Here is a 14,956-nt window from a genome sequence, read left to right on the forward strand (position 1 = left end):
TGTCGCGGAAGGTTAGACTAACCCGCTAATTCCTCGCGAAACGCGAAGAAAGGTGAGCAAGAATGATGCAACAATATACGTCCAACTCCTACCTGTTTGGTGGGAACGCCCCGTACGTTGAAGAACTGTACGAAGCGTATCTGAACAACCCAGGCTCGGTCCCAGACAACTGGCGCGCCTACTTCGACGCCATGCAGCACGTGCCGGCCGTCGATGGTTCCAACAAACCGGACGTCGCCCACGCCTCCGTGATCGCCTCCTTCGCCGAACGCGCGAAAGCCGGCCCGATCCGTACCGTCACCGCCTCCGCCGACGCCGAAATGGGTCGCAAACGCGTCGCCGTCACGCAGCTGATCGCCGCCTACCGCTATCTGGGTTCGCGCTGGGCCAATCTGGACCCGCTGCAACGCCAGGAGCGTCCAAGCATTCCTGAACTGGAGCCAAGCTTCTACGGCTTCACCGATGCCGACATGGACACCGTGTTCAACGTCAGCAATACCTACTTTGGTCCAGAGACCGCGACCCTTCGCGACCTGATCAACTTCCTGCGCGACACCTACACCCGTTCGATCGGCGCAGAGTACATGTACATCTCCGATCCGGCTGAAAAGCGCTGGCTGCAAGAGCGCCTGGAGTCGATCCGCTCGACCGCGAACTTCACCCCGGAAAAGAAAAAACACATCCTGGAGCGTCTGACCGCGGCCGAAGGCCTGGAGCGCTACCTCCACACCAAATACGTCGGCCAGAAGCGTTTCTCGCTGGAAGGCGGCGAAACCTTCATCGCCTCGATCGACGAGATCATCCAGCGCGCCGGTGAAAAAGGCGTGCAGGAAATCGTGATCGGCATGGCCCACCGCGGCCGTCTGAACGTGCTGGTCAACACCCTGGGCAAAGCGCCTAAAGACCTGTTCGAAGAATTCGAAGGCAAGCACGGCGACGACCTGCCGGCTGGCGACGTCAAATACCACCAGGGCTTCTCGTCGGACATCTCGACCGTTGGCGGCCCGGTCCACCTGTCGCTGGCGTTCAACCCATCGCACCTGGAAATCGTCAACCCGGTGGTTGAAGGCTCGGTCAAAGCCCGTATGGATCGCCGCGGCGACCACGGCGGCAAGCAAGTGCTGCCGATCCTGGTGCACGGCGACGCCGCATTCGCCGGCCAGGGCGTCGTGATGGAAACCCTGAATCTGGCGCAAACCCGTGGCTACGGCACCGGCGGCACGGTGCACATCGTCATCAACAACCAGATCGGTTTCACCACCTCCGACCCACGCGACGCGCGTTCGACCATCTACTGCTCGGACGTCGTCAAGATGATCGAAGCACCGGTGCTGCACGTGAACGCCGACGATCCTGAAGCCACCGTGCTGGCATCGCAAATCGCGATGGACTACCGCACCGAGTTCGGCAAGGACATCGTGGTCGACATCATCTGCTTCCGCAAACTGGGCCACAACGAGCAGGACACCCCGGCGCTGACCCAGCCGCTGATGTACAAGAAAATCGGCCAGCACCCAGGCACCCGCAAGCTGTACGCGGACAAACTGGTGGCCCAGACCGTGATTCCAGCCGACGGCGGCGAACAGATGCAAACCGCTTACCGCGACGCCATGGACGCCGGCAAGCACACCGTCGATCCGGTCATCTCCAACTTCAAGAACAAGTACGCGGTCGACTGGCTGCCGTTCCTGAACAAGAAGTGGACCGACGCCGCCGACACCGCCGTGCCGCTGACCGAACTGAAACGTTTGGCCACCCGCATCACCACCGTGCCGGACGGCTTCAAGGTCCACTCGCTGGTCGAGAAGGTACTGGGCGACCGCGCCGCCATGGGCCGTGGTGAACTGAACCTGGACTGGGGCATGGGCGAACACCTGGGCTTCGCGTCGCTGGTGTCGTCGGGCTACGCCATCCGCCTGACCGGCCAGGATGCCGGCCGTGGCACCTTCACCCACCGTCACGCCGTGCTGCACGATCAGAACCGTGAGCGTTGGGACGCCGGCACCTACGTGCCGCTGCAAAACGTCGCGGAAGGCCAGGCGCCGTTCACCGTGATCGACTCGGTGCTGTCGGAAGAGGCAGTGCTGGGCTTCGAATACGGCTATTCGACCGCCGAACCTAACACGCTGACCATCTGGGAAGCCCAGTTCGGCGACTTCGTCAACGGCGCGCAGGTCGTGATCGACCAGTTCATCAGCTCCGGCGAAGTGAAGTGGGGCCGCGCTTCGGGCCTGGTGATGCTGCTGCCACACGGCTACGAAGGCCAGGGTCCAGAGCACTCGTCGGCACGTCCAGAGCGTTTCCTGCAGCTGTGCGCAGACAACAACATGCAAGTGGTGCAGCCGACCACCGCGTCGCAGATCTTCCACGTGCTGCGTCGTCAGATGGTGCGTCAGTTCCGCAAGCCGCTGGTGGTCATGACGCCGAAATCGCTGCTGCGTAACAAGGACGCCGGTTCGCCGCTGTCGGAACTGGCCAAAGGCGCGTTCCAGACCGTGATCGGTGAAGTCGACGAGAAAATCGACGCCAAGAAAGTCAAACGCGTGATCGCCTGCTCGGGCAAGGTCTACTACGACCTGGTCAACGCGCGCAAAACCCGCGGCCAGACCGATACCGCCATCGTGCGTATCGAGCAGCTGTATCCGTTCCCGCACAAGGCCTTCGCTGCCGAACTGAAAAAGTTCCCGGCACTGGCCGAAGTGGTGTGGGCGCAGGACGAGCCGCAGAATCAGGGCCCATGGTTCCAGATTCAGCACAACATCTTCGAGAGCCTGGAAGCTGGCCAACGTCTGGCATACGCCGGCCGCCCAGCTTCGGCATCGCCAGCCGTCGGTTACTACGACAAGCACTACGCTCAACAGAAAGAGCTGCTGGAAACCGCCTTCTCGAAGCTGAAGGGCTTCATCCTCACCAAGTAATCACACATTGAACGGAGCGCTCCGCTGCTACGCGGTGGAGCGCCGCAAAAAACAAATAACGGAGTTTTTCAAATGGCAAAAATCGAAGTCAAAGTTCCTCAGCTGTCGGAATCGGTCGCAGAAGCAACCATGCTGACGTGGCATAAAAAAGTTGGCGACGCCATCACCCGCGACGAAAACCTGATCGACATCGAAACCGATAAAGTGGTTCTGGAACTGCCAGCACCGGCCGCTGGCGTCCTGGTGGAAATCATCAAGGGCGACGGCAGCACCGTAGTGGCTGACGAAGTCATCGCCATCATCGATACCGAAGGCAGCGCCGCTGCAGTCGCCGCGCCTGCCGCTGCCGCTGCCGCCCCAGCCGCCGCACCTGCCGCCGCCGCAGCACCAGCCGCCGCCACCGGTGGTTCGAAAGGCGACGTGGCCATGCCGGCCGCCGCCAAGATCCTGTCGGAAAAAGGCCTGAGCGCTGGCGACGTCGCCGGTTCGGGCAAGGATGGCCGCGTGACCAAGGGCGACGCCCTGGCCGCCGGCGCCAAAGCACCAGCCGTTGCGCCACTGGCCGCGCCAGCCGCCAAGCCAGCCCTGGCACAAGTAGCCGCGCCAGCCGCCGCCAACCTGGGCGACCGTCCGGAAGAGCGCGTGCCGATGAGCCGCCTGCGCGCCCGTATCGCCGAGCGTCTGATCCAGTCGCAATCGACCAACGCCATCCTGACCACGTTCAATGAAGTGAACATGGCGCCAGTGATGGAGCTGCGCAACAAGTACAAAGACAAGTTCGAAAAAGAGCACGGCGTCAAGCTGGGCTTCATGTCGTTCTTCGTCAAGGCCGCTGTGGCAGCGCTGAAGAAATACCCGATCATCAACGCCTCGGTGGACGGCAACGACATCGTCTACCACGGCTACTTCGACATCGGTATCGCTGTCGGTTCGCCACGTGGTCTGGTGGTGCCGATCCTGCGCAACGCCGACCAGATGTCGATCGCTGAAATCGAGAAGAAAATCGGCGAATTCGGCGCCAAAGCCAAGGAAGGCAAGCTGACCCTGGACGACCTGACCGGCGGCACCTTCTCGATCTCGAACGGCGGCACCTTCGGCTCCATGCTGTCGACCCCGATCATCAACCCACCGCAATCGGCGATCCTGGGCGTGCACGCGACCAAAGACCGCGCCGTGGTGGAAAACGGCCAGATCGTTATTCGTCCGATGAACTACCTGGCGATGTCCTACGACCACCGCATCATCGACGGCCGCGAAGCCGTGCTGGGCCTGGTGGCCATGAAGGAAGCGCTGGAAGATCCTGCACGTCTGCTGCTGGACCTGTAATTCTCGCGCGGCCCCCGGCCCGTGCGGGACGGGGGAATTCTCAAGAGGATCATGAATGAGCGTTGCGGAAGAAATCAAACGTTTGCATGAGCTGCACCAGGCGGGCGCGCTGTCGGACGAAGAGTTCGCGGCCGCCAAGGCCCGCCTGCTGAACAACGGTCCTACCCCTGGCGACAGCGCCGACCTGTGGCGCCTGCGCCGCTCGCGCAGCGACCGCTGGCTCGGTGGCGTCTGCGGCGGCCTGGCCCGCGTCAGCGGCGTCGAGTCGTGGATCTGGCGCCTGTTGTTCGTGCTGTTCGTCTGCACCTTTGGTTTCGGTCTCGCCATCTACATTCTGCTGTGGATCTTCGTTCCAGAAGACGAATTGATTGGAAATTAAAAAATGAGTAAACAATTTGACGTAGTAGTTATCGGCGCCGGTCCTGGCGGTTACATCGCCGCCATCCGCGCTGCACAGCTGGGTTTCTCGGTTGCTTGCGTGGACGCGTGGGAAAATGAAAAGGGCGGCCCGGCACCAGGCGGCACCTGCACCAACGTCGGCTGCATCCCGTCGAAAGCGCTGCTGCAATCGTCGGAACACTACGAGCACGCCGGCCACGCGTTCAAGGAGCACGGCATCGATGTTGCCGGCCTGTCGCTGAACCTGCCGCAAATGATCAAGCGCAAGGACACCGTTGTGAAGCAAAACAACGACGGCATCCTGTTCCTGTTCAAGAAAAACAAAGTGACCTTCTTCCACGGCCGCGCTTCGTTCGCTGGCGCCGCCACCGCTGAAGGCTACCCGCTGGCCGTGTCGGCGCCTGCCAACGAAACCATCGTCGGCAAGCAAGTCATCGTCGCCACCGGTTCCAACGCCCGTGCACTGCCAGGCGCGGAATTCGACGAGAAACTGATTCTGTCGAACACCGGCGCGCTGACCATCGGCGACGTGCCGAAGCAGCTGGGCGTGATCGGCGCCGGCGTCATCGGCCTGGAAATGGGTTCGGTATGGCGTCGTCTGGGTGCTGAAGTGACCGTGCTGGAAGGTCTGCCGACCTTCCTGGGCGCCGTGGACGAGCAGATCGCCAAGGAAGCCAGCAAGCTGTTCACCAAGCAGGGCCTGAAGATCAACCTGGGCGTCAAGATCAACAAGGTCACCAAGGGCGACAACAACGTGACCGTTGAATTCGATAACGCCAAGGGCGAAGCCAACACCGCCGTGTTCGACAAGCTGATCGTCTCGATCGGCCGTACCCCGAACACCGACGGCCTGGCCGCCGACAAAGTCGGTCTGGCGCTGGACGAGCGCGGCTTCGTGGCCGTCGACGGCGACTGCAAAACCAACCTGCCAGGCGTCTGGGCGATCGGCGACGTAGTACGCGGCCCGATGCTGGCGCACAAGGCGGAAGAAGAGGGCGTTGCCGTGGCCGAGCGTATCGCCGGTCAGCACGGTCACACCAACTTCAACACCATTCCTTGGGTGATCTACACCTCGCCGGAAATCGCCTGGGTCGGCAAAACCGAGCAGACGCTGAAAGCCGAAGGCGTGGCGTACAAGGCCGGCACCTTCCCATTCCTGGCGAACGGCCGCGCACGCGCGCTGGGCGACACCTCGGGCATGGTCAAGTTCCTGGCCGATGCCAACACCGACGAAATCCTGGGCGTGCACATCATCGGCCCAATGGCGTCGGAGCTGATCTCGGAAGCCGTTGTCGCGATGGAGTTCAAGGCTTCGGCTGAAGACATCGCGCGCATCTGCCACGCTCACCCATCGCTGTCGGAAGCCACCAAAGAGGCAGCACTGGCGATCGACAAGCGTACGCTGAACTTCTAAGCTGGATTTGTAGTAGCTAGCAGGGCGGGCCAGCATGGCCCGCCGTTTTTATTTGCGCAGATTGAAACCATGAACGTCGAAGAGTACTACCACCACGCGCTGGCTCAGCGCGACTACAAGGCTGATGAGGCGCAGCAGCGCGCGATCACCCGTTTGCAGCAGTGCTACGACGAGTGGCTGGCCTACAAGGGCCAGCGCTCCAGCACCTTCAAGCGCCTGATCAACCGCCCGGCCGTGCCGAAGGGCGTGTACATGTGGGGCGGCGTCGGTCGTGGCAAGTCCTTCCTGATGGACAGCTTCTACTCGGTGGTGCCTCTGGTGCGCAAGACGCGCCTGCACTTCCACGAATTCATGCGCGACGTGCACCGTCAACTGGACGAGCTGCGCGGCGTGGCCGACCCGCTGGATGAAGTGGCCAAGCGCGTCGCCAAGAAATACCGGCTGATCTGCTTCGACGAGTTCCATATCTCGGACGTGGCCGACGCCATGATCATGTACAACCTGCTGAAGGCGCTGTTCGACAACGGCGTGTCCTTCATCATGACCTCGAATTACGATCCCAACCTGCTGTACCCGGACGGCCTGCACCGCGACCGCATCCTGCCCACCATCGCGCTGCTGTACGAGAAGATGGACGTGATGAACATCGACGCCGGCATCGACTACCGCGGCCGCGCGCTGGAGCAGGTCGAGGCCTACTACACGCCGCTCAACGCGCAGACCGACAAGGCGCTGCGCGACGCCTACGCCAGCGTGGCGGAAACCGCCGACGAAGACCCGGTGATCCGCATCGAGGCGCGCGAAATCCGCGCGCTGCGCCGCGCCGGCACCATCATCTGGTTCGACTTCAACACCCTGTGCGGCGGTCCGCGCTCGCAGAACGATTACCTGGAAATCGCCAGCCGATTCCATACCGTGATATTGTCCGGTGTACCGATGATGTCCGCCGCCATGTCGTCCGAAGCGCGCCGTTTCACCTGGCTGATCGACGTGTTCTACGACCAGGGCGTGAAGCTGCTGATGTCGGCGGAAGTGGCGCCGGAAGAGCTGTACACCAACGGCGCCATGGCCAATGAATTCCACCGCACCGTGTCGCGGATTGTCGAGATGCAGTCGCGCGAATACATGGACCGCGAACAGCGCGCCGCAGCCGCCTCGCTGTCGTAAGTCACAGGATCTGAAGATGAAAGCAATTATCACTGTAGCGGCCATGCTGGCCGCGACCCTCGCCGCCGCCCAGGCCCAGAACGTTCAAACGGTGGCGCAGGCCGACGCCGCGCTGGTCAAGGTGGCGCAGGACCGTGCCGTCATCAATGACGAATACGCCGCCAGCGAGCGCGAATGCTCGACCAAGTTCTTCGTCAATAACTGCCTGGACAAGGCCAAGGAAAAGCGCCGCGTGGCGCTGGCCGATGCGCGCACGCGCGAGGTCGACGCCCAGCACTTCAAGCGTGCCGACTCGGTCGCCAGGCGCGACGCCGACCTGGCCGAACGTGCCCGCAAGGATGCCGACGAGGCCGAACTGCGCGCGGCCCAGCCGCCGAAGCCGGCCAAGACCGAGCACGAGGAGCCGAAGCCGGCATCGGGCGTGCGCGTAGTCGATCGCGAAGCGCAGCACGACGCCAAGGTCCAGCGCCAGGAGCGCGAGGACGCCGCCAACGCCGCCAAGCGCGCCGCCAATGTCGAGGCCTTCGAACGCAAGAAGGCCGAGTCGGTGCACCGCCAGGCCGAAGTCGCGCGCAAGAAAGCGGAAAACGACGCCAAGGCCAAGCAGGCGGCCGAGCGCGCCGAAGCGGAAAAGAAAAAGGCTGCGGCCCAGCCTCCGGCGCCAGCGCAATAATTACACGGCGCGGCGCATCTTCTCGACGGTGTAGGCGGGCGCCTGCTGCGGCGGCGCCACCAGTTTGATGATCGCCATCGAGCAGTTGTCGCCCTTGCCCTGCGCCCGTTCGGCGGCCTTGGCGATCAGCCGTTCGGCGGCCTGGCGCGGCGTGTTGCGCGCCACCGCCGCCGCCAGCTCTTCCGGACGGAACAGCTGCCACAGGCCGTCCGAACACAGCATCAGCGCATCGCCCGGCTGCAGGCCCTCCTGCGCGCCGACAGTGATGAACGGATCTTTCAGGCGGTTGCCCAGCGCGTTGTTCAGCAGACGCGAACCGCGATGGCGGGCGGCCGCTTCCGGCGGCAGCTTGTCGTGCTGGATCAGATGGTCGACGTAGGCGGCGTCATTGGTGCGCATGGCGCAGGTTTCGCCTTTGAAATGGTAGAGGCGGGCGTCGCCCACATGGGCCCACACCGCCTGCGCCTGCGGCGTCAGCACCAGCAACGCCAGCGCGCTGTGCGGCTCGGCCACGGCGGCGATGGGATTCATGCGGATGATGTCGTGCGCTTCCTGTGCGATGCCGCGCAGCAGTTCCTGCAGGCGCGGCAGGCTGGGCGTGTCACCGGGGCGGAATTCGTCCAGCAGGTGTTTCGCGGTCAGCAGCACCTGGTCCGGCGCGATGGGGCTTTGGTTGCCGTCGGCCAGCACCGCCAGCACGTAGCCGGGCGCCCTGGCGGCGGTGAATAGCGCGACGCGGTCGTTCTGTTGCGGCCGGTTTCCGATGTGCTGGGCGGTCCCGGCTTCTATTTTATAAGCGCTCATAAGATCATTTGTTGGCGTCCGACGCGCCGTAGATTAAACTATGCACCGTGTCGCAGTTTGTTTGCAATGCGTTTAAAGTATCCGTGTTGTTCCAGTGAAACTATTTGGCCGAGAATATGACTGATGTACAAGATATCCAGCGTCGATTGATCGAACTCGACGTCGAACACCGTGATCTGGACGCGGTCATCGACATGCTGACGCTGGACGGGCACCACGATCAACTGCAATTGCGCCGCCTCAAAAAGCGCAAGCTGCAACTGAAAGACCATATCACTCTGCTGAAAATGCAATTAGTGCCGGACGTTCCGGCGTAAGCCGATTCCCGCCACACGCTAGTTTATTTTGACCGAACCTCTGCCACAGTCCGCCGCCGCGGCGTCCGATGCCATTCCCGCCGTGATCGGCGCCACGCCCGCCCAAGCTCCCGGCAAATACGATTCCGAGGTCGAACGCCTGTTCGGCGCCGGCGGTCCGCTGGGACCGGCGGTGGGCGATTTCCGGCCGCGCCGCTCGCAAACCGAGATGGCCAAGGCGATCGCCTCGGCCATCGCCAACCAGACCACGCTGATCGCCGAGGCCGGTACGGGCACGGGCAAGACCTTCGCCTACCTGGTGCCGGCGCTGCTGTGGGGCGGCAAGACCATCGTCTCGACCGGGACCAAGAACTTGCAGGACCAGCTGTTCCTGCGCGACATCCCGACCGTGCGCGCCGCCTTGCAGGCGCCGGTGTCGGTGGCGCTGCTGAAGGGCCGCTCGAATTACCTGTGCCACTACCATCTGGAACGCACCTTGCAGAATGGCCGCATGACGTCGCGCGACGACGTCGGCCACCTGCGCGAGATCTCGCGCTTCCTGAAAATGACCAAGACCGGCGACAAGGCCGAGCTGGCGCGCGTGCCGGAAAACGCGCTGATCTGGAACCTGGTGACCTCGACCCGCGACAATTGCATGGGCGCCGAGTGCCAGTATTACCAGGACTGCTTCATCATGAAGGCGCGCAAGGAAGCGCAGCAGGCCGATGTGGTGGTGGTCAATCACCACCTGTTCTTTGCCGATGTGGCGCTGAAGGATTCCGGCGTGGCCGAACTGCTGCCGTCCGCCAACACGATTATCTTCGACGAGGCGCACCAGCTGCCGGATACCGCCACCCTGTTCTTCGGCGACACCTTCTCGACCTCGCAGGTGCTGGAGCTGTGCCGCGACGTGCTGGCCGAAGGCCTGTCGAACGCCCGCGACGGCGCCGATTGGGGCAAGGTGGTGACGGTGGTGGAAAAGGCCGCGCGCGACCTGCGCCTGACCTTCCCGCAAGACATCGTGCGGCTGTCGCTGCCGCAGATCGCGGCGTCGAGCGACTTCTTCCCGGCGCTGCAAAAGCTCAAGGACGAGCTGGACGGCATGATGGATGTGCTGGAAAAGCAGGCCGAACGGGCCGAAACGCTCGAGCAGTGCCGCCAGCGCGGCGTCGAGCTGGTCGGCCGCCTGGCCGCCTGGAAGTTCGATCCGAAGGCCAAGGTCGCCAAGGGCGAGGAAGCGGTGTTCTGGGTCGAGGCCTATGCCTCGTCGCTGCAGCTGCACAAGACGCCGCTGTCGATCGCGCCGATCTTCAACGGCCAGCGCGAAGGCGTGCCGCGCAGCTGGATCTTCACCTCGGCGACGCTGGCGGTGAAGAACGATTTCAGCCATTTTTCAGAACAGATGGGCCTGAGCGACGAGCCGTCGATGACCTGGCCGAGTCCGTTCAACTACGAAGAGCAGGGCTTGCTGTATGTGCCGACCGGCCTGCCGGACCCGAATTCCTTCGGCTACACGGACGCCGTGCTGGACCTGGCGCTGCCGGTGATCGAGGCGGCGGGCGGGAAAACTTTCCTTTTGTGCACGACTTTGCGTGCCGTGAAGCGCGCCGCCGAGCGGTTGCGCGACGAATTCGAGAAGCGCGGCCTGCCATATCCGCTGTTCGTGCAGGGCGACAAGGGCCGCACCGAACTGCTGGACCAGTTCCGCAAGGCCGGCAATGGTGTGCTGATCGGTTCGCAAAGCTTCTGGGAAGGCGTCGACGTGCGCGGCGATGCGCTGTCGCTGGTGATTATCGACAAGCTGCCGTTTGCGCCGCCGGATGATCCGGTGCTGGCCGCGCGCATCGAGGTGATGGAAAAGCAGGGCAAAAACGGCTTCATGCACCACACTTTGCCGGAAGCGATCATCAACCTGAAGCAGGGCGCCGGCCGCCTGATCCGCGACGAGGGCGACCGCGGCGTGCTGATGCTGTGCGATCCGCGCGTGATTTCCAAGCCTTACGGCAAGCGGATCTGGCAAAGCCTGCCATCCTTCAAGCGCACCCGCGAACAGGAAGCGGTGATCGAATTCTTCAAAAACAAGAATTCCGAGCAGTAACTTCTGGTATCAAACCCTGGCACCTGAAGGGTCTGTCCCCGTTTGGGGACAGACCCCGGCATGGCGCCGCCGCGCGGTGCATGCATGCGTCGAGATGTTATTGCGGCAACACTACGATTTTGCCGGTAACCCGTCGGGCCGCCATGTCGTTCAGCGCCTGTGCGGCTTCTTCCAGTTTGTAGCGTCCCGAAATGAGTAGCTTGATCTTGCCTTCCTGGAGCCATTGGAGGAGTTGCCGCATATTGCTTAAATTGCCTTTGGGATTGCGCTTGGTAAACTCGCCCCAGAACACGCCGACCAGCGAGGCGCCTTTCAGCAAGGTCAGGTTGAGCGGCAATTTGGGAATCTCGCCGTTGGCGAAACCAACCACCAGATAACGTCCGCCCCAGGCAATCGAGCGGAACGCCGGCTCCGCATATTCGCCGCCCACCGGGTCGTAAATCACGTCCGGTCCCTTGCCACCGGTCGCTGCCTTGACCGCTTCACGCAAATCTTCCTTGCTGTAATTGATTAATACGTCGGCGCCGTGCCGGCGGCACACTTCCAGCTTCTCGTTGGTCGAAGCGCAAGCAATAATGCGGGCGCCAAGGGCTTTGCCTATCTCGATCGCCGCCAGGCCCACGCCGCCGGCCGCACCAAGAATTAGCATGTTCTCACCATTTTCTAGCTTGGCCCGGTCCACAATCGCGTGATACGAGGTGCCGTAGGTGAGGGTGATGGCGGCCGCCGTTTCGAAATCCATGCCGGGCGGCATCGGGATCAGGGATTGTGCAGGTGCTAATAACTGTTGTCCGAAACCACCGGTCGGCGTGAAGGCAATGACCTTGTCGCCCACCTTGAAAGTTGTCACATCGTCAGCCACAGAACGGATTACGCCGGCCACTTCGCTGCCCGGCACGAACGGCAGTTCCGGCTTGAATTGGTACTTCCCTTGCACGATCAGCACGTCCGGAAAGTTGACGCCGGCGGCTTGCACATCGATCACCACCTGTCCCGGACCCGGCTGCGGGTCTTGCAATTCTTGCACCGTCAGGGTGTCCGGCACACCCCAGGCCTGGCATACGACAGCTTTCATTCTGGTCTCCTTGATTATAAAAAAGAACGCTCGTTATATTTTTATCTTACCTGAAAGCGCCAGCGGTTTGCGCAAAGTTCGGCCTGCCGCGCGTTTGTTCTGGCTCAAAGTGTCTGCTGAAAGGATTGTTAGAGTTGGTTAAACGTAGGGGGGATATCATGACTATCCGTCACGGCTGTTTTTTCAGTTATGCACACGGCCAGCATACTTATATGAGCAAGTTCAAGGACGACCTGGTCGACGCCCTGAAATGCTATCTGGAACCGCACTTCGACAACGAGAACGAATTGTTTGTTGATAGTGAGCAGCTGGGAGGTGGTGACGACCTCGACAGCAAGATCGCGCGCGCCCTGTGCGAGAGCGTGTGCATGATTGTCATTTATACACCCAAATACGAGGCGCACGGCTACACCCGGCGCGAGTTTGCAGCAATGCAACTTATCGAAATGGAGCGCCGCCAGTGGTACACGCTGCCCAGCCATTTGATCATTCCCGTCATCATGACCCGCCATCCGGTCGGCCTGCCGCCGCAAATCACCGGGCCGGGCATGTACGTGGACTTTTCCCGCTACACGCTGGCCAGCGGGGAATTGAAAACCAATCCAGATTTCATCCCGGACATCGAAAAAATCGTCCACCGCATCGCCGAGCATTACCACTGTCTAAAACGAAGCACGCCGCCGGGGCACGACTGTAGCCGTTTCGTCCTGCCGGAGATCCCGCCTGAATGGCGTGCCATTCCTCCTCCACACTTTCCACGCTAAAGGGTTGCCATGGAACTCACGTCCCTGTCACTACCGCCGCTGAGCGCCGGCGGCGAAGTCATCACTTTCTATTCTTACAAGGGCGGTACGGGCCGCACCATGGCGCTGGCGAATATCGCGGTGCTGCTGGCGCGACAGCAAAACGCCACCGCACCGGTACTGATGATCGACTGGGACCTGGAAGCGCCGGGCTTGCATCATTATTTTGTGCACCAGCAGGAAAACAAGCCGGGCGTGCTGGAATTCTTCGAAGCCTGCCGCGAGCAGCTGTTGCGCCGGCGCAGCACCGGCCTGGCCATCGACGACGATGAGCTGGCGCACGAGGTGCTGGCCGCCGTCGGCTGGGAGCAATACGTGACCCGTGTCGATGAAAGCAGCCAGCTGTACATGATGCGCGCCGGCCGCTTCGACGACAGCTATCCCGACCGGCTGGCCTCGATGCAGTGGGAGGAGCTGTTTTATGCCTGCCCGGCGCTGTTCCGCTGTTTTGCCGAGCGCCTGTCGCGCCACTTCCGTTACGTGCTGGTCGACTCCCGCACCGGCCGCACGGACAGCGCCGGCGTCTGCACCACCTTGCTGCCGCGCAAACTGGTGCTGATGTTCACGCCCAACCGCCAAAGCCTGGAAGGGTTGCAGGCGCTGGTCACGCGCGCCACCACCTACCGGCGCAGCCACGAGGACGAGCAGCGCCCGCTGCTGATCTATCCCTTGCCGTCGCGCGTGGACACCGGCGACGCCGCCGAGCGCGCGCAGTGGCGGCGCGGCGACGCCACCCAGCACATTCCCGGTTACCAGCCCGGCTTCGAGGAGTTGATACGCGAGTGCTACGGTTTGCAGCAGGTTTCGTTGGAGAGCTATTTCGACGAGGTGCAGTTGCAGCAGAACCGCTCGGTGGCCTATGGCGAGCAGCTGGCGGTGCGGCTGGATCAGGGCGGCGACCGTTTTTCCATGACGCGCACCTTCGAAGCCTTTCTTGCCTGGCTGGCGCCGGGCTACTTCCCGTGGCAGTCCGGCGGCGAAATCGCACTGCTGGGTTCGATCGGCGCCTCGCGTTGCGCGCTGGAGGAGGGCGGCAGCGCGGCGCGCGCGGCCCTGCAGCCGCTGGCGCACGATCTCAACCTGCTGGGCGAGCTGTACCGGCGCGAAGGCAAGCTGCGGCAGGCGCTGGCCGCGCTGGAGGAAAGCCTGTCGCTGCGCCAGCGCAGCCTCGGCGAGGATCACGCCGACACGCTGGCCAGCAAGACCAATCTGGCCGGCGCGCTGCGCCAGCAGGGGCGGCTGGACGAGGCGCAATTCCTCGATGAGTGCATTCTTGAGGCGCGCGAGCGCATGCTGGGCACGGAACATTTCGACACGCTCACCGCGCGCGCCAATCTGGCCGCCACGCTGGGCCTGCAAGGCCGGGTGGCCGAAGCGCTGGTGTTGCAGGACAATGTGCTGGACACCTACACCCGCCTGTTCGGCCCGGATCACCTGCAAACCCTGGGCGCCAAGGCGGCGCGCGCCGAACTGTTGTTGCAGCGGGGCGACCTGCAGCATGCCCGCGCGGTACAGGAGCAAGTGCTGGCGGCGCGCCGCCGCCTGCTGGGCGCCGAGCATGCCGACACGCTGCGCAGCAAGACGTCGCTGGCGTATACCTTGCTTCAAATGCAAGAACTGGACGCGGCGCGCAGCCTGCTGGACGCCGTGCTGCAAGCCCATCTGCGCCGCCTGGGGCCGGAGCATGCGGAAACCCGGCGCGCGCGCGAGCAGCTGATTGATGTTCAATTGCAACTCGGCGTGCCGACCGACGAAGCGCCGCTGGTGCCGGAATTGCATCAGGACGCCGCCATGGACGACTACGGCGACGCGCTGGTGCGGCCGCTGCGACGCCCGGTGCAGGCCGCCGCCAGCAGCGCGTGGTCGCGGGCGGCGGATGAACTGCTGGCGCTCGATGGGCATCTGTACGGCAGCCGCACGCCGCCGCGTTGACGAAAATTTATACGAAATTTATACGTAAAGGGAACGGTCGGCATGCGCAGC

12 protein-coding genes are annotated in these 14,956 nt (G+C 62.9%); 10 read left to right on the top strand and 2 right to left on the bottom strand.

Annotated elements, in window-relative coordinates; all coding sequences use genetic code 11:
* The first annotated feature begins 62 nt into the window (after positions 1-62).
* From GJ695_RS06390 to GJ695_RS06415, 6 genes are all read left to right on the top strand, one after another.
* Positions 63-2,918 (top strand): 2-oxoglutarate dehydrogenase E1 component, encoded by a 2,856-nt coding sequence (locus GJ695_RS06390; RefSeq protein WP_154363051.1) that lies wholly within the window; start codon positions 63-65, stop codon positions 2,916-2,918.
* 72 nt (positions 2,919-2,990) lie between these two features.
* Positions 2,991-4,244, top strand: a complete 1,254-nt coding sequence (gene odhB, locus GJ695_RS06395; protein WP_154363053.1) for a 2-oxoglutarate dehydrogenase complex dihydrolipoyllysine-residue succinyltransferase — start codon at positions 2,991-2,993, stop codon at positions 4,242-4,244.
* 55 nt (positions 4,245-4,299) lie between these two features.
* Entirely contained in the window at positions 4,300-4,623 is a 324-nt protein-coding gene (locus GJ695_RS06400; RefSeq protein ID WP_154363056.1) for a PspC domain-containing protein, read from the top strand.
* 3 nt (positions 4,624-4,626) lie between these two features.
* Positions 4,627-6,057, top strand: coding sequence for a dihydrolipoyl dehydrogenase (gene lpdA / locus GJ695_RS06405; RefSeq protein ID WP_154363058.1), 1,431 nt, complete (start codon positions 4,627-4,629; stop codon positions 6,055-6,057).
* Between the two features lie 69 nt (positions 6,058-6,126).
* A complete protein-coding gene (gene zapE / locus GJ695_RS06410; RefSeq protein ID WP_154363061.1) occupies positions 6,127-7,224 on the top strand; it encodes a cell division protein ZapE in 1,098 nt (365 codons plus the stop codon).
* A 16-nt stretch (positions 7,225-7,240) separates the two neighbouring features.
* Positions 7,241-7,897, top strand: coding sequence for a hypothetical protein (locus GJ695_RS06415; RefSeq protein WP_154363063.1), 657 nt, complete (start codon positions 7,241-7,243; stop codon positions 7,895-7,897).
* On the opposite strand, the gene GJ695_RS06420 is transcribed toward GJ695_RS06415, so the two are convergent.
* On the bottom strand, positions 7,898-8,701 hold the full coding sequence (locus GJ695_RS06420; protein WP_154363065.1) for a PP2C family protein-serine/threonine phosphatase: 804 nt from the start codon (positions 8,699-8,701) through the stop codon (positions 7,898-7,900).
* A gap of 116 nt (positions 8,702-8,817) precedes the next feature.
* On the opposite strand from GJ695_RS06420, the gene GJ695_RS06425 reads away from it, so the two are divergent.
* Positions 8,818-9,018: a YdcH family protein gene (locus GJ695_RS06425; RefSeq protein WP_008450659.1), complete on the top strand. Its 201-nt coding sequence runs from the start codon at positions 8,818-8,820 to the stop codon at positions 9,016-9,018.
* 28 nt (positions 9,019-9,046) lie between these two features.
* Positions 9,047-11,095, top strand: a complete 2,049-nt coding sequence (gene yoaA / locus GJ695_RS06430) for a DNA repair helicase YoaA (protein ID WP_371866501.1) — start codon at positions 9,047-9,049, stop codon at positions 11,093-11,095.
* 97 nt (positions 11,096-11,192) lie between these two features.
* On the opposite strand, the gene GJ695_RS06435 is transcribed toward yoaA, so the two are convergent.
* Complete coding sequence (locus tag GJ695_RS06435; RefSeq protein WP_154363067.1) at positions 11,193-12,170, bottom strand: NADPH:quinone oxidoreductase family protein; 978 nt, start codon at positions 12,168-12,170, stop codon at positions 11,193-11,195.
* Positions 12,171-12,328: 158 nt separating this feature from the next.
* Between GJ695_RS06435 and GJ695_RS06440 the strand changes: the two genes are divergently transcribed.
* Both GJ695_RS06440 and GJ695_RS06445 read left to right on the top strand, forming a co-directional pair.
* Positions 12,329-12,934 carry a toll/interleukin-1 receptor domain-containing protein gene (locus GJ695_RS06440; protein WP_154363069.1) on the top strand — a complete coding sequence of 202 codons (606 nt, stop codon included), beginning with the start codon at positions 12,329-12,331 and terminating at the stop codon, positions 12,932-12,934.
* Positions 12,935-12,943: 9 nt separating this feature from the next.
* The gene (locus GJ695_RS06445; RefSeq protein ID WP_154363072.1) at positions 12,944-14,905 is read left to right on the top strand and encodes a KGGVGR-motif variant AAA ATPase; all 1,962 of its coding nucleotides are present in this window, start codon (positions 12,944-12,946) and stop codon (positions 14,903-14,905) included.
* The last annotated feature ends 51 nt before the right edge of the window (positions 14,906-14,956 follow it).

It is taken from the genome of Duganella alba, assembly GCF_009674495.1.
Classification (GTDB): domain Bacteria; phylum Pseudomonadota; class Gammaproteobacteria; order Burkholderiales; family Burkholderiaceae_D; genus Rugamonas; species Rugamonas alba.

What these genes read in the sequence shown, in the direction of transcription:
- GJ695_RS06390 (WP_154363051.1), top strand. Translation starts at nt 63, where the DNA reads ATGATGCAACAATATACGTCCAACTCCTACCTGTTTGGTGGGAACGCC.
- odhB (WP_154363053.1), top strand. Translation starts at nt 2,991, where the DNA reads ATGGCAAAAATCGAAGTCAAAGTTCCTCAGCTGTCGGAATCGGTCGCA.
- GJ695_RS06400 (WP_154363056.1), top strand. Translation starts at nt 4,300, where the DNA reads ATGAGCGTTGCGGAAGAAATCAAACGTTTGCATGAGCTGCACCAGGCG.
- lpdA (WP_154363058.1), top strand. Translation starts at nt 4,627, where the DNA reads ATGAGTAAACAATTTGACGTAGTAGTTATCGGCGCCGGTCCTGGCGGT.
- zapE (WP_154363061.1), top strand. Translation starts at nt 6,127, where the DNA reads ATGAACGTCGAAGAGTACTACCACCACGCGCTGGCTCAGCGCGACTAC.
- GJ695_RS06415 (WP_154363063.1), top strand. Translation starts at nt 7,241, where the DNA reads ATGAAAGCAATTATCACTGTAGCGGCCATGCTGGCCGCGACCCTCGCC.
- GJ695_RS06420 (WP_154363065.1), bottom strand. Translation starts at nt 8,701, where the DNA reads ATGAGCGCTTATAAAATAGAAGCCGGGACCGCCCAGCACATCGGAAAC.
- GJ695_RS06425 (WP_008450659.1), top strand. Translation starts at nt 8,818, where the DNA reads ATGACTGATGTACAAGATATCCAGCGTCGATTGATCGAACTCGACGTC.
- GJ695_RS06435 (WP_154363067.1), bottom strand. Translation starts at nt 12,170, where the DNA reads ATGAAAGCTGTCGTATGCCAGGCCTGGGGTGTGCCGGACACCCTGACG.
- GJ695_RS06440 (WP_154363069.1), top strand. Translation starts at nt 12,329, where the DNA reads ATGACTATCCGTCACGGCTGTTTTTTCAGTTATGCACACGGCCAGCAT.
- GJ695_RS06445 (WP_154363072.1), top strand. Translation starts at nt 12,944, where the DNA reads ATGGAACTCACGTCCCTGTCACTACCGCCGCTGAGCGCCGGCGGCGAA.